The following is a 15020-nucleotide window of genomic DNA, read 5'->3' as shown; positions in this document are numbered from 1 at the left end:
AAGATTATGATACCTCTAGGCATTTTTTCACAATTGGAACAGCGGGTGAATCTGTTGTTCTCGACTAGCAAGATTTGTACAACGAAGAATGCCCTTGCCGAAAAAAGTTTAGCGTAACTTAAAAATGGACAAGGGGGGAAAGATGAATTGAGTTAACGGTGCAAAAAGGGAGTTGAAGAATGTGCGAGTGCTGTTAAGTGCTGGGTTTATTTTGGCAGGCTTATTCCTCCTTTTCTATCCTCAATGGGAAACGGCGGTATCTGCACAAAAGCAAGAGCAGCTCATCGAAGCGTTCGAACAACTGAGCAACGTCAGCGAGCAAATAGAAACGTCTGCATCTGAGGATCCACCAGCTCCTCAGATACAAGAGCCGCTCGCTATGTTGGAAGGTGCCAGAGGCGTGATTCGGATTCCCAAAATTGATCTGGAAATGATGATTTTTGAAGGCGCGGACAAGCCTGCCTTGAGTAAAGGTGTTGGCCTGATCGAGCCAGACAAGGAATTCGGCGTGAACAATGTTGGACTGGCAGGTCATCGCGGGATTACTTACGGTAAGCAATTCAATCGCTTGGACGAACTAACACCTAACGATGAGATCGAGATCAAGACAAAAACGGCGACCTACCAATTCGTTGTCGTGAAAACCTTTGTCGTCGATCGTACACAAGTAGAAGTTCTAGAGGATCAAAAGAAGCCATTGATCACCTTGGTCACGTGCACCCCTGTTGGAGCCAAAGATCCGAAGGACAGACTGATCGTTCAAGCTGAATGGAAACAAACGACTTCATCTCAGCCTTAACACTTCCTACTGAAAGACGGAATGAGCTAGTTTTTAAGTACAGGAGGAGCATATGCAAAGGAACTCTTGGATCGTTGTGGTGGCACTTTTGCTCATCATCCAAAACTTTTTCGGTTTCACGACAACCTCGTATGCCCAAACGCAAGGTGAGGTTATCGTTGGTGGGGAGCCGGGCAATCCTACTGATCCGGGCACGGGTAACCCTACCGATCCGGGCACAGGCAACCCTACCGATCCGGGCACAGGCAACCCTACCGATCCGGGCACAGGCAATCCTACCGATCCGGGCACGGGTAACCCTACTGATCCGGGCACAGGCAACCCTACCGATCCGGGTACAGGCAACCCTACCGATCCGGGCACAGGCAACCCTACCGATCCGGGTACAGGAACTCCTACCGATCCGGGCACGGGCAACCCTACTGATCCGGGCACAGGCAACCCTACTGATCCGGGTACAGGCAACCCTACCGATCCGGGTACAGGAACTCCTACTACGCCACCTGTTGAACCACCAGTTCCTCTACCAGAGGTACCGGTACCAGTTCCAGATCCTGAAGACAACATCATTAAAGACAACATCATCACCAGCGTAGTCATCAAGGACAAAGACGGAAACAACATTGAAGACATCCGCCCCGATCAGGGCTCGCGTGTTCAAGTTGATTTCACCTGGCAAATCCCTGCTGGACATCCTTACTCGGAAGGTGCCACCTTTACCTTCACTCTTCCAGACAAGTTTCGGACCGATCGGACTTTGACCGAAAATCTGAACGGAGGCTACGGCACCTATGAAGTAACAACAGACGGTACTGTCACCTTCACTTTTAGTGATGCCATCAATGACGGCACAGAGATCAATGACGGAACGTTCTATGTGTGGCGGGAATTCGATGAGAAAAAGTTTGAGGGCGGCACGAGACAGGAGATCGATTTCAATTTCAAGGGTATCGACCCGATCTCTGTCCATTTCAAAGGCAAAAACAACACTGAAATCGACAAGAACGGAAAAGCAAACAAGGGCATGAATCCTAGTCATCTCGACTGGACCGTCGATTTTAATCTGAGTGAAAACCCGATTAAAGGCGCTGTCTTTACGGATGAGCTTCCAAGCGGTCTGGATATCGATATGAGCTCGATTAAGGTCTTCCCATTAGAAGTTCAGTTGAATGGCTCTGTTAATCCAAAGGCTGAGGTAACCACCTTCACTCCTGAGAAATTAACAGAAGGAAACGGGTTCAAAATTAACTTTGGCGACATCGACGGTGCTTATCGCGTCGCGTACAAGACCAACGTCACCGGTACGACAGATACAACCTACACGAATAAAGCCACTGTCACAGGAACGAACCTTCCAAAGGATTTGATCGATTCCGCGAATGTCTCTGTTCGATTCAGCCAGCCTTTGAACAAAAAAGCGCTTGGCTATGATTACAACACACAAACGATCACCTGGGCTATTCAGTACAACTACAATGAAAAATTGATCAAGCAAAGCGATGCATGGCTCGAGGATCGTTTCGATACCGGTCATCAAGAGCTCGTGGATGGTTCTTTTACCGTTCATAAAATGACCATCGGTGACAACGGAAACGGAACAAAAGACGGGGCTGCCATCACAGGGTACAACGTAACCCCATCGGCTATCGGCTTCCGCTTGGAGTTTGATCATGACGTGTCGGCTGCTTACGAAATCACTTACCAAACCAAAGCTAAAAATCGGGTCCACCAAGACAGCTACCTCGTGAAAAATGAAGTAGAGATCTATGATGGAACCAAAAAAGATGCATCCCGAGAGATCACTCAAGCAATCTTCTGGAAAAACGCAAAAAAAGAAAAAGTGAACTACCTGGATAAAACGATCGAATGGACACTTAGTCTAAACGAGGACAATCAGGTGATGGATGATGTCGTCATTACCGACAGTTATGCGGGGCAAGGGCTGACTCTTCTTCCTGACAAAGTAAAAATCAACGATTGGACAAAGGATTTGGAAGAAGGTCCTGACAAAGACTACAGCATCTCTCCGAATCCAAAATACGAAGACGGATTCAAGATTACCTTCCACAAACCAGTCACAAAAGGTCTAGTCATTACGTACCTGACGAAGTTCGATCCTACATCCAAAGACCGTCCATCCGTGTACAAAAACAAGGCTGAACTGAACTGGAAGGAAAACGGGAAAGCACAAGACCCCATCACGAAATCCGCCACTGTTAAACCAGACAACTACACCAGCAATAACGGCAACAAAACGGGTACATACGACGCCCGCACAAAAGAAATCACGTGGACAATCGATGTGAACTATAACCTCCACAAGATTAACAACGCGATCATCCGGGATTTTTATACCGGAGAACAAACTTTTGTGAAGGAATCGTTACGAGTGCATAAGTTGCTGCTTACAGGTGGAGCAGACGGCGTGAAAGTGGTCGAAGGACCTGTTGTTCCTATCAAACTCGACCCATTAACCAACGGTTTTGAGCTGCATCTTGGAGAGATCGACTCGGCCTATCGCATCACGTACACAACCAGTTTGGCTAATCTGCCTGTCGGACAAGTGTACGAAAACAATGCCACTATGCATGATAGTGACATAACAGGCACTCCACTCTATAAAGGCAAGACGACCGTCAGACCGACATACGGTGGGGAGTACGTCCTCAAAACAGGCGTACAAGGTACAGGAGCAGATTCAGAGTATGCAACATGGACAGTAAAAATCAATCCGAGCCAGTCTTTCATTTCAGCAGGCGCTGTATTGACCGATACGCTGTCCAGCAATCAAATTCTGATGAAAGACTCCTTCAAACTTTTTACGACAACCGTCTCTGAATCCGGTGCCCTGGCTATCGGAAAAGAAGTGGCATCCGAGGACTACACGTTAGAAGTGACCGGCAACACCTTTCAACTGACTTTCAAAAACGACCTGCACACTGCCTACATCCTGGAGTACCGCTCCTTTATCAATGCTGATCATGGAGAGATCATCAAAAACGAAGCCTCTTTTGCAGGGAAAACAGTTGTAGGTAAAGGTAAAGACGGACAAGAAGGTGTCAAAGTCAGCTTGTCTGGTGCTGGTGGCGGAGCCGGCACACCTGGTAAAGGCGATTTGAAAATCGTCAAAACAGACGCAGATACGAAAAAAGCTTTGGCAGGCGCCACGTTTGGACTGTACGACAAGGCGGGGAAAACCTTGCTGGAAACAGTCGTGACCGATGAAAACGGCATCGCCACCTTCAAAGGCTACAAATTTAAAGCGTACAAGTTAAAAGAACTATCCGCTCCTGTTGGCTACGTCATCGCAGACGAGTACAGAAACGGAAAAGACATTACGTTAAAAGCTCCCGCAGGTGCTGACCCTGCTGTTCCAGTTGCAATCGAAGTGACCATCGACAACAAGCTGCTTCGTCAAGGATTTGAGTTAACCAAAGTTGACGCGGAGAATGCTGGCAAAACGCTGGAAGGCGCTGTCTTCCATCTACAGGTTGAAAAGGGCGGAGCATTCGAAACGATCGCGGAGCTGACAACCGGCTCTGACGGAAAAGTCGCCAAAGGCGATCTGGCAGAAGGAAACTATCAGCTAGTCGAAACGAAGGCTCCAAAGGGATACAAGCTGGATGCGACTCCTATTTCATTCAAAATCGCCTCCAACCAGACAGAAATTGTAACCCTTACGAAAAAGAACGCCAAAAATATCGGGTCCGTTCAATTGCTTAAAGTGGACCATTACACCAAAGAGCCACTTCCTGGCGTAACCTTTGAGCTTCAAGATGCTGATGGGAACGTACTGCAAAGTGGACTCACAACGGATAAGGACGGTATCCTTCTCCTCGAGAACCTGAAAGCAGGATTCTACCAGCTCGTGGAAACAAAAGCGCTTGCCGATTATGAGCTGGCTGAACCACTGAAATTCGAAGTAACAGATGAAGGTACGGCCTCTCTCACGTTGACCAACAGATTGATCCCAGGATCTGTGAAACTGACCAAAATAAGAAAGGGATACCCAAATCATAAGCTCACAGGAGCTGAATTTACGCTCCGCGATGAAAATGGTCAGGTAACCAAAGACAAGAACGGCCAAGAGCTGACAAAGCTGACAACTGACGCAAACGGTGAACTTCTAGTCGAAGGCCTAAACCCTGGCAAGTACGAGTTTATCGAGACGAAGGCTCCTACTGGTTATGTAATAAACAGCAAGCCAATTGCTTTCGAGATTAAACGGAATCAAGTAGTTGGCGAGCATGTGCTTGTTACTGCCGAAAATGACGTGACCTCCGGTGGAGGTGGAGGCGGCGGAGGCGGCGGTGGAGGCGGAAATCCTGAGCCAAAACCTGAACCGAAGCCAGAGCCGAAGCCAGAGCCGAAGCCAGAGCCTAAACCAGAACCTAAACCAGAACCTAAACCGGAAAAGCCAGAGAAACCAGACAAACCGGATAAACCAGACAAACCAGACAAACCAGATAAACCAGATAAACCAGATAAACCAGATAAACCAAGCAAACCAGATCAACCTGGAAATCCAGACCAACCTGGCAACCCAGACCAACCTAGTAGCCCAGACCAACCTGGCAACCCGGATCAACCTGGCAACCCAGACCAACCTGGTAACCCAGATCAACTGGGCACTCCTGATGCAAACAACAACACTACGAACCCCAACACTTCCGGGGAGTTGAATCAGACAGGAAATACGAGCAAACCGAACGATTCGGGAGCTGCCAACAACTCCAACGTCTTGGAAACCAGCAACGAATCTCCATCTACAGGCAAAGTATTGCCTCAGACTGGAGAACAGGCTAACCCACTCCCAATCGTTGCAGGTATCGCTTCGATCTTGATCGGTATTTCGATCATGTATCGCAGAAACAAGAAAGCGTAGCTCATCGAAAGGACCAAGTCCAGGGATTTTCCCGGCTTGGTCCTCTTTTTTCCCCTACTCTAGCAATTGCCGAAGAAGCGGTTCACTTTTATATAAAATCTCCAGATGTGTCGCCTCTACGTAATAACGCTCACCCTCCAGTGCGAATACACTGTTTGCCATGACACTCCCATCCCCAGCGTCACTATTGATCGAGCCCACTACTCTTCCATCGACCCATTTATCGGGAGACAGCGAAGGGACTGTTCGCAGGTAATGAATCGTTTCGTGTCCGATGCCAGCTACCAGCGTGACGCGAATATTGCGGGCTGCGATAATCCCCATCGTTGCGTTCAAGTAGTCCATGTATTGATTTTTCACGACCATCTTTTCATAAGGCACGAAGGCTTCTACCCCCTGTTTTTTCTCCAGCAAATAATCGCCATATGCTGATGACGGGGTGAGATCAAGGAGACTGGGAAAGTGTCTGTGAATAGCTTGTATACGACGAAAAGGGATGCTTTGCTCCAAATAGGCCAGATAAACATTCATGTATAGCTCCACGACATTTCTTTTGGCAGAAACGGAGCGCGGCAGCTTCCCTCCTGCCCAATAGCTGTAGGCGACAGGCGATCCTGCGTTGGGAGTCGCAAAAATGAGCAGCTGATCCACATCATTTTGATAAAATTCACTTTGGACATAGGCTCTAGCAACAAGGCCCCCCATGCTATGGCAAATGAGATTGACATAAGGGGAACCGGTCGTTTGCTTCGCTCGCTCGATGACAGGCAGCAAAAAGCGCTCGGCTGAAATATCGATCTGCCTTCGCCAATCATAAAAGGCTACAAACAATTGTTCATTGAGCGGGTAACCCATTTTTCCAAGCAAACGGATAAATGGCTCGTAAGCCGTTCGGGCAAACCCGAAGCCCCAGTCACCAGTACCCGGAATAATTCGATCACTCATCGACCCAAACAGCCCCGGAACAAAAACAATCGGTGCCTTTTGCGCAAGAAAATAACTCATGCTTGCACTCCTCCCCCTCACTTTTGTCCCATGACCAGAAGGAAAACAACATATGCTTTTGCCTATGCCAGAGCAGCTTGGGTGGTTCCCTTTCTTCGATAAGTCTCGTCATTCTTTGCCGAAATGGAACGAATCGTTACAATAATCTTCCCACTTGAGCGTAACAAAGCGATATAATAAAGCGTCTAAGTATTGGCTAAAGTTTTACAGCAAATCTAAACTTGTCGGAGGATTGGCAAAAATGAAGGTACGCAAGTGGTTTATGCTTTTGCTAATGTTCGTACTATGTATTCCAACGATGGGGATATCCGTGCAGGCCGCGCAGACATCCTCTGGCATCAGCATCTATTTGGACGGGCAACAAATCAAAAGTGACGTCGCTCCGTACATTATTCCAAAAGCAAACGTAACGATGGTCCCTATGCGAGTGATCGGTGAAAATCTGGGAGCCGAAGTAAATTGGGAGCCAAAGTCTCAAACCGCAACGATCAGCAAGCAAGATACCTTGCTGTCCATGACGGTTAATCAAAAGAACGCTCTTGTTAACAACAACAGCGTCCCACTCGATGCTTCTGTTCAGAACAAACAAGGAAGAACCATGGTTCCGCTGCGTTTTGTCTCCGAGCAATTGGGCCTTACGGTAAACTGGGAAGACAAAACTAGAACCATTCGTCTGCAAAGCGGCAACGTCGCTACCATGACTCCGCCACCACAGGATGTATTGAGTGAGACTGGCGGAATGGAGCCAGGCACACCTGTCGTGACAAATGGAGATTTGCGCGGGGTGTGGATATCTACGGTCTACAACTTGGACTGGCCATCTTCCGGTTCTTACGGAAACCCAGCGAAACAACAACAAGAATACATACAGCTTCTCGATGAGCTGCAAGCCATGGGAATGAACGCTGCTTTCGTGCAAGTGCGTCCATCTGGAGATGCACTGTATCCTTCTGCACTCACTCCATGGTCGAGATTTTTGACGGGAACTCCAGGGAAAGATCCTGGCTACGACCCACTTGCATTCATGGTGGAAGAAACGCATAGACGCGGGATGCAATTCCATGCTTGGTTCAACCCGTTCCGTGCCACTACGGATGCAAAAACAGACCAATTGCCAGCGAATCACGTGATCAAGCAGCACCCTGACTGGATTGTGAATGCCAACAAAAAGCTGTATATCAACCCAGGTGTTCCTGCGGCACGTCAGCAGATTATCAATGAAGTAATGGAAGTCGTGCAGCGCTATGACATCGATGGTGTGCATCTGGATGATTATTTCTATCCTTCCAATGTCGCCTTTGCAGACGATGCAGCTTTCAAGGCTTACAACAGCAAAAAAATCGTGTCCAAAGCAGACTGGCGTCGCGATAATATCAATCAGTTTGTTCAACAATTGAATCAGTCCATCAAGAGTGTCAAGCCTCACGTTCAGTTCGGGATCAGTCCATTCGGTGTATGGCGCAATAGCAACGTCGATCCGACCGGCTCCGATACAAAAGCTGGCGTTACTGCTTATGACCACATGTTTGCCGATGTGCGCACATGGATTCAACAAGGGTGGATTGATTATGTGACTCCGCAAATCTATTGGAGCTTTTCCTTCGCTCCTGCCCAATACGACAAGCTCGTTACCTGGTGGGCAAACGAAGTACAAGGGACGAACGTCAAGCTCTACATCGGTCATTCGCCATACAAGCTGGGAACGGCTGAGGCAGGCTGGCAGAGTGCCCAGGAGATTATCAACCAGTTGAATTACAACGCGATGGTTCCTCAGGTTCAGGGCAGCATTTTTTTCAGTGCCAAGGACTTGCGGAAAAATCCATTAGGTCTGCTCCCAGCTCTTAGCAGCTATTACAACCGCTAGATAAATAGCAAAAATCCCCGAATACCGTAGCAGAGCATACTTGCTACATGTGTTTCGGGGGTTTTTTCTTCTACGTTAATTTTTCAACAATGAACGTGAGTTGCGCTTCCAAGGAGATCGGGTCATTAAAAAAGGAGCCTTTCTGATCAATCCGAAAAACCTGGTTATTTTTTACTGCCGGCAGACCCTTCCAAACATTTGTACCGTATACACTCTCCGGATCGACATCATCTGACCATGCACTAGTAAAAATGTAGTCTCCCGCAAAGTCCGGCAATGTTTCAAGCGAAACTTCCGCATAGCCGATATTGCTATCAATCGCTTCTTTTTGTACGGCATTTGGAGCCTTCAACTGGAATTCACCGTAAAGGATGTCTCCACCCCTTCCGAAGTTGTGCCCAAACGCATAGATCCCCTTGGCGTATGGCTGCAAAATCGAAACGGTTTTATCTCCTACCGCTGCTTGTACCTTAGGTTTTGCTTCAGCAATTTTCTTGTCCCATTCGGCAATCCACTCATTGGCCTTGTCTTCTCTTCCTGTCATTTTGCCAAACTCCCGCAGTTCTTCGCGGATTGGCTTCTTACCGTATTGAATCACTACCGTTGGCGCTATTTTGGTGAACTGCTCGATATTCTTATCCCCTTCAAACACAATAAGTAAATCAGGATTCATCGCCAGTACTTTTTCTACCGATGTTCCGTCGCCCACGCTTTCGATACCATCCAGCTTCCCTTTAAAATACGGGTTTTCCATAGCATGGTCCGTGATACCGATAGGCTTGATCCCCAGTGTCAAAAAATGTCCAACATAGCTGTCCGCAAGTATCACAGCCCGTTTTGGGTTCTTAGGAATTCTCACTGTGCCGTTAAACGCCTCGTAGCTGATATATTCGTTGTTATTCTCGTTACCTGAACTTTGCTGCGCAGGTTGAGCAGTTGAATTGGCTGGTGTCTGTCCGCAGGCTGATAACATGCTGATCATGACCATAATAAGGGCAGCCATTATGATCTTATCTAAGCCTGATTTTCTCATTCTCAAAAGAACCTCTCCTTCAATAAGATTTGAAATTGATAATCATTCTCGTGAATTTTAGCATAAAGAGCTTGCTCTGCCCATCTTTTTCGTTTTCCGAGATACGATTTACAATCCGTCACAAAAAAATGCCGCGAAGCATGTTCGCGACATTGGTAGCTTTATTTTTTCGGCATCATGGCATTTACAAACTCACTGATATTACCTTTGGTCAATACATCCCCAGTCGCGACTACTTCATACTGCATCTTCTTTCCAGCATACTCCATCACCCACATGATGCTCTTGTCAGTCCGGTCTTTTTTGGCTTCCTCTGTATAGAGCACCTCGATTTGCCCTACTTTGACTACCTCTTTTTTCTGTTGATCCAGATTGGCTACATAAGTTGTACTTCCTTCTACTCCCTCATAATTCGTGATGTTCAAATTAATATAGCTTTCTCCAGATCGATATGTCGTATACAGATACTCCAATTCATTTGTCCATGCTAACGGCTGCATGACGTATTCTTTCTTCTCTTTTTCCGCCTGCTGATACAAGGCAGCTTTGTCATATTCGTTTTTGATGCCAAACTCGAGTCGGGCATCCAAAAAAGCATGGCGTCCTGGCAAAGTTTCTGGCAAGAATATCTGCTCTCCCACTTTCTGTTGAACATCAGCCAAAGTCTTAAAATCAAATGGAGCCGTCATCGTCACGATCTGTTTTTGAGGATTGTGAGGAACGATGTAGACAGCTGCGGCAGTTCCTGGCTCCATATTATCCTCGATTTCCCAACGTTTATTTAAAAAGGCATCCATTTCTTGATCTGGCTCTTTTACTGTTTTGGCGCCTGATTGTTTTGCATCTTTCTCTTGATACAGCACCTCACCTTGTGGGCTCTTCAACTGATAGAATTGAACAGCAGCATACCCCGACGAAATACTTGCGATTAACCCGATTGCAACCAAAATACTCACCTTGTACTTCACAAAAAATCTCTCCTTCTCTCGTTTGATTTTTGTCATCACTTGATGGCTAATGTCAATCTCCTGCGGGATGCGCGGGTCATTGAACAGGTCCTTAATATTCTCGTGCGATTTGTTTGGACTCATCGTGAGCTGACCCTCCCTTCCCTAAAGGAGAATAAGCGGATCGGAACTTCGCTGACGTACGCTCGAATTTTTTGCGCAGACTCGCAGCGTTTTTGTTCATGATCAAGGAAATTTCCTCGTAGGTCTTTTCTTCCACGCCTCGCAGCAAGAGAAGCGTTCTTTCCTCTACCGAGAGTGTCTGCATGGCTAGAAATACATCCTCACTGAAATAAACATTTTCAATATGCCGCTCGATGTCTGATTGAGGCTCTTTGTCCTGCATCAAAAATGGCAACAATTTTGTCCATTTCCTTTTTCTGATGAGATCGATGCAATGGTGATAGGCTATTTTATAAAGCCAAGCTGCGAACGGAATGGTTGGACTGTATTTTTTCAAGTTGCGATAAGCTTTGAAGAAGACCTCCTGTGTGGCATCTTCCGCTTCGCATCGGTTCCCCAAGATGTGATAGCAGTAGTGAAATATGGGGGTTTGGTAGCTTTTCATAATGGCAGCGTAGCGGTCATCCGCTCCCTGAATAATCTCATTCACGAGTTCTTCTATCTGTTTCGTGTCCACTCTCTCCCTCCTTCCAACTGGTATAACGCACCATATCCCCCTGTATGTGACATCGCGTGCAAAAAAAATGCCGCGAAGCATATTCGCGACATTTGAAGGCCTTATTTTTTGCCGAGCTCCGGCTTGTCCTGGTAAAAGAAATTCGGCGTATGGATTGTGTTGTCGTACAGACTGTGGAAAATGTGTGTAGCTGTTCCGGAGATCGGCGGAACCAGCCATGTCCAGTCACCCGTAACGGCTCGACCACATTTCTCTTCTCTTTCCTCAAATCGCTTGAATTGCTGGCTCGCCGTATGGTGATCGACAATCGATACTCCTTTTTCCTTGAAGGAATGCAGGACGGCTACGTTCAGCTCGATGAGCGCTTTGTCTCTCCAAAGTGTCGCTTCCCTGCTCGTATCGAGCCCCATGACCTCTGCGACCTTTGGCAGCATGTTGTATCGCTCTTGATCGGCGAAATTGCGCGCACCGATCTCCGTTCCCATGTACCAGCCGTTAAAAGGCGCGGCCAAATAGTCGATACCGCCAATCTCCATGCGCATATTCGAAACAATGGGTACCCCATACCATTGCAATTCCATATCAGCAAAGCCCGGCACATCGGGATGCACGATCGGCACCTCCAAGACCAGCTCCTGAGGAATCTCAAAAAACCGCGGGGTCCGATCCCCGATCTGCACGACAAGCGGCAAAACGTCGTAGTTGGTGCCTTTCCCTTGCCATCCCAAGCTCTCACATAGCTTCGTCAACGAAAGCGAAATCGGGTCACCCAGTACGCCGTACTCTGTCTCATATCCGGCGTAGCGAATCAGTTGGTCATTCCAGATGCGCATGGGAGCTCTGCCTGCTACAGCAGGTGCAAAAACAGTGATGGTCGGGCGAATTTTCCCGCCATTGGTGGCAAAGTCGATGTGGCGGAGCATGGCCTGCGCCATCTCTTCTTCTGTTTCGACATGCCGCTCATCTATCACTATCAACGATTCCCAAAAGAATCGCCCAATACATCGATTGCTGTTGCGCCAGGCCATCTTTGCTCCGTGACGAAGCTCTTCGGCTGTATGCTCATAGTATCCCTGCTGATGAATCAGCTGTCGTACTTCTTGGAGCCGTCGCTCCGTTTCGTCCGTTGTCTTGTCCAGTTCACGATAGCATGTCCGAATAAATTGCTCTGCCGCTTCCATCAATTGAATTGGTTCCATATTACCCTCTTTTCACGCTGAAGGGTGTCTCTTCGCTGTTATTTTCTTCATCGTAGAATTTTGTTACCTACATTATAAAATTACTCGTGCTTGATTACCAATCATGTAGGCATATGGACACATATCTGTAAGAATCATTGCCTGACGTGGTTACTACGCACGATAAATAAGCAGCTTGGGTAAAGAACCGGGTGTTTTTGGATGAAACTATTCCAAATACCTATGTATTCACAACTTTATATCTATTGTTAGTGACCGCTCTACACCCGATATTTCATTTAGTGGGTATAACTTCCTTTTTATATATAGATTGGATATTCGGCGAATCGATTAACATGAGCATTTTTTATCTGCATCGAAAACTTTACAGAGGGGAGGAGACTCTATGCCCAATATTGAAGGTATCACCGTCCAGAAGTCGAATGCGGAACGAAAGAGCTATGTGGTTGTTGGTGCCATTTTATCATGCAGCAGCGGAAGTCAGCTAAGTCGTTTAAAAATGCCATTCAGCCATGGTGTTTTTGTAAAAGGGAAGCCGCAAATGAATATCATGGACTTCGTTCCTAACATAAATATTATGCCCTTTGGAAAGTGCAGCAGCTTGAAAAATCCCGCGGTCGCCTCTGCCACAGCAGCTAATAACGGGGTACTCACGCCGATGCCGTGCACGCCAGTGATGACCATGCCATGGATAGATGGCAAACCAGATAAAATGGTAGGCGAACATCCGGCTTTGCTGAACAAATCAACAAATATGTGTTTCCACTGTGGGCAGATCAAGATTGAGGATGACGGACAGGATTTGGGTGGTGTTACGGTAGGAAATCAGTCGCCAGCAAATAGTGGATCGCCCAATGCCAATTTTGAACAGGGACCAGCTTGTGAGAAGCCACAGGAAAAACCAAGCATGTGGGATCATTTCGTCAAAGGTATCTCGAAGCTGGGAGACGTTCCTGCTGCGATGCAAAAAGCGGCAAGTGAGCTGCCAGGAGCTTTGGAGAAAGCGGCAGAGGATTTGCCAAAGGGTATTGGAGTGTTTGTAAGGGAAGGCTATATCGAGCCAATGCAAGAAGATTTAGATACATTGCGAGATGGTAAAATCAATTTCGCGGATGGAATTGCACTTGGTGGACTTGCTTTGAATGCACTTACGCTGGGGAGAAGTAATAACATTAAGAATGTAGTGGATGTGACGAGAAAAGGGAAGAAGAGCTCGAGTGAATGGAGACTAAATACTTACGGTGATGCACTTCGAAAAAGTCTTGGTCCAGCGGCAGATACACATGCTGACGAATATAATAATATTTTAAGGCATGCAAAGGAATCGGGAGTCCAAGTTGATTTTCGTAAAAATGCACTTGCCTACGAACCTACATACGGAAGCCCAGGACGGTTGATTCTTGACCCGGATGCTTCAATTGGTGCAGTTCGACATGAATACAGACATATGCTAGACGATTTTGATTTAGGTCATCCTGGATTGAGGGTGATTGCAGATAGTGATTTATTTTGGCGTCTTGAATACAGAGGATATATGGAAGAGATAAAAGTAGCTAGGGAAATTCGTGATTATGATGCGGGTAGATTTATCTTGAAAGAAATGAGAGCTAGAAGAAAAGAAATTCTGGGGAGGTAAAGTATGAGTGATGTACAACACGTAATTAACAGCATAAAAAAGAATGACGTTACTGAAGAGGACTTGATCCATTATCTTGATAGTTCAAATATTTTAATTAAGGCAAATGCTATATTTCAAATTGTACGGTTGAAGTTCCATGGTGATATAACTATTGAAAAATTAGTTTGCCTAGCTAAAAAGTTGGACGAAGAACCTAAGGTTATAGGATCATACAATAATGCCATTTTTGCTTTAGCAGCATTAAGTTGGCTAGAAACTGAACAATCATTAGATAGATTTGAGGAAATTGTTAAAAGTATTGAACCAGAGAAGCGTATTCTATTGAGTAAACTTATTGAAGAAAAACCTTATTTATATCTATAAATAAGCTAGGCTGTCGAGAAACCCCCATCCTGATTTCACAGATTGGGCAAAAAAAATTTGACCTTCTTGAATCGCTCCTAACACGTTTTACGAGGGTGGGGAGACATATTTGTACCCCCTAAAATCAAGCACAAAATCCCCCTTTTTTCGGAAGGAGGACTTTCTCTACACTCTGCCTTATTTATATCTATAGCCAAGCTTGAATCGCTCTTGAAGGGTTGACTGTTGCAGCCACAGTATAATGTCCAGAAATGGGCGGCGGCTGTTGTCCTTTAATTGCTATCACTCCTGACCGACAGGCTGCTCTTCTTAATAAAAACGGGAGAATTAAGCCAATTCCCCACGCAGTGGTACGGTATTCAAAGACTACGAAACGCAAATTTGAAGATTAAAGATGTCAGGAATTTACTAGATATTATTGAAAGATAAGGAGAAATATAAATGATGTATGAACATATCATGCGGGTGGGAATGACCATTAATGATAACAAACGAGGATGTATTATTGTAGGAGGAGTTGATCCGACGTTCTCCGCAAACAATACAAAAGTACCAAATACAAGGAATCTAAGTATTGGAATTAGTA

General features: G+C 46.4%; 9 protein-coding genes and 1 pseudogene. 5 read left to right on the top strand and 5 right to left on the bottom strand.

Annotated features, from left to right (window positions below; genetic code table 11):
- Positions 1-181 precede the first annotated feature (181 nt).
- On the top strand, positions 182-799 hold the full coding sequence (locus FB479_RS14235; protein ID WP_142065747.1) for a class D sortase: 618 nt from the start codon (positions 182-184) through the stop codon (positions 797-799).
- Between the two features lie 52 nt (positions 800-851).
- Complete coding sequence (locus FB479_RS14230) at positions 852-5684, top strand: collagen binding domain-containing protein (RefSeq protein ID WP_142065746.1); 4833 nt, start codon at positions 852-854, stop codon at positions 5682-5684.
- A 54-nt stretch (positions 5685-5738) separates the two neighbouring features.
- On the opposite strand, the gene FB479_RS14225 is transcribed toward FB479_RS14230, so the two are convergent.
- On the bottom strand, positions 5739-6689 hold the full coding sequence (locus FB479_RS14225) for a lipase/acyltransferase domain-containing protein (RefSeq protein WP_142065745.1): 951 nt from the start codon (positions 6687-6689) through the stop codon (positions 5739-5741).
- Between the two features lie 241 nt (positions 6690-6930).
- On the opposite strand from FB479_RS14225, the gene FB479_RS14220 reads away from it, so the two are divergent.
- The gene (locus FB479_RS14220) at positions 6931-8553 is read left to right on the top strand and encodes a family 10 glycosylhydrolase (RefSeq protein ID WP_142065744.1); all 1623 of its coding nucleotides are present in this window, start codon (positions 6931-6933) and stop codon (positions 8551-8553) included.
- Between the two features lie 70 nt (positions 8554-8623).
- Here the strand turns inward: FB479_RS14220 and FB479_RS14215 are convergent, their stop codons facing one another.
- The 4 genes from FB479_RS14215 to FB479_RS14200 all read right to left on the bottom strand — a co-directional run bounded on the left by FB479_RS14215 (position 8624) and on the right by FB479_RS14200 (position 12432).
- Complete coding sequence (locus tag FB479_RS14215) at positions 8624-9586, bottom strand: iron-hydroxamate ABC transporter substrate-binding protein (protein WP_142065986.1); 963 nt, start codon at positions 9584-9586, stop codon at positions 8624-8626.
- Positions 9587-9747: 161 nt separating this feature from the next.
- A complete protein-coding gene (locus tag FB479_RS14210; protein WP_185746374.1) occupies positions 9748-10677 on the bottom strand; it encodes a hypothetical protein in 930 nt (309 codons plus the stop codon).
- Positions 10646-11233, bottom strand: a complete 588-nt coding sequence (locus FB479_RS14205; RefSeq protein WP_142065743.1) for an RNA polymerase sigma factor — start codon at positions 11231-11233, stop codon at positions 10646-10648. Before FB479_RS14205 ends, FB479_RS14210 begins: the two co-directional genes overlap by 32 nt.
- Positions 11234-11334: 101 nt before the next feature.
- A complete protein-coding gene (locus tag FB479_RS14200; RefSeq protein ID WP_142065742.1) occupies positions 11335-12432 on the bottom strand; it encodes a nitric oxide synthase oxygenase in 1098 nt (365 codons plus the stop codon).
- Between the two features lie 385 nt (positions 12433-12817).
- Between FB479_RS14200 and FB479_RS14195 the strand changes: the two are divergent.
- Positions 12818-13237, top strand: a pseudogene (locus FB479_RS14195) (DUF4280 domain-containing protein); the annotation flags it as partial.
- A gap of 834 nt (positions 13238-14071) precedes the next feature.
- The gene (locus tag FB479_RS14190; RefSeq protein ID WP_142065741.1) at positions 14072-14434 is read left to right on the top strand and encodes a hypothetical protein; all 363 of its coding nucleotides are present in this window, start codon (positions 14072-14074) and stop codon (positions 14432-14434) included.
- Positions 14435-15020 lie beyond the last annotated feature (586 nt).

The sequence above is a fragment of the Brevibacillus sp. AG162 genome, assembly GCF_006715575.1.
Lineage (GTDB): Bacteria > Bacillota > Bacilli > Brevibacillales > Brevibacillaceae > Brevibacillus > Brevibacillus brevis.
Note: the sequence above shows the minus strand (reverse complement) of the source record. Positions and strands in the feature narration are given on the sequence as shown.

Excerpts from the sequence above, each read along its gene's own strand:
- FB479_RS14230 (WP_142065746.1), top strand. The coding sequence starts at position 852 with ATGCAAAGGAACTCTTGGATCGTTGTGGTGGCACTTTTGCTCATCATC.
- FB479_RS14225 (WP_142065745.1), bottom strand. The coding sequence starts at position 6,689 with ATGAGTTATTTTCTTGCGCAAAAGGCACCGATTGTTTTTGTTCCGGGG.
- FB479_RS14220 (WP_142065744.1), top strand. The coding sequence starts at position 6,931 with ATGAAGGTACGCAAGTGGTTTATGCTTTTGCTAATGTTCGTACTATGT.
- FB479_RS14215 (WP_142065986.1), bottom strand. The coding sequence starts at position 9,586 with ATGAGAAAATCAGGCTTAGATAAGATCATAATGGCTGCCCTTATTATG.
- FB479_RS14210 (WP_185746374.1), bottom strand. The coding sequence starts at position 10,677 with ATGAGTCCAAACAAATCGCACGAGAATATTAAGGACCTGTTCAATGAC.
- FB479_RS14200 (WP_142065742.1), bottom strand. The coding sequence starts at position 12,432 with ATGGAACCAATTCAATTGATGGAAGCGGCAGAGCAATTTATTCGGACA.
- FB479_RS14190 (WP_142065741.1), top strand. The coding sequence starts at position 14,072 with ATGAGTGATGTACAACACGTAATTAACAGCATAAAAAAGAATGACGTT.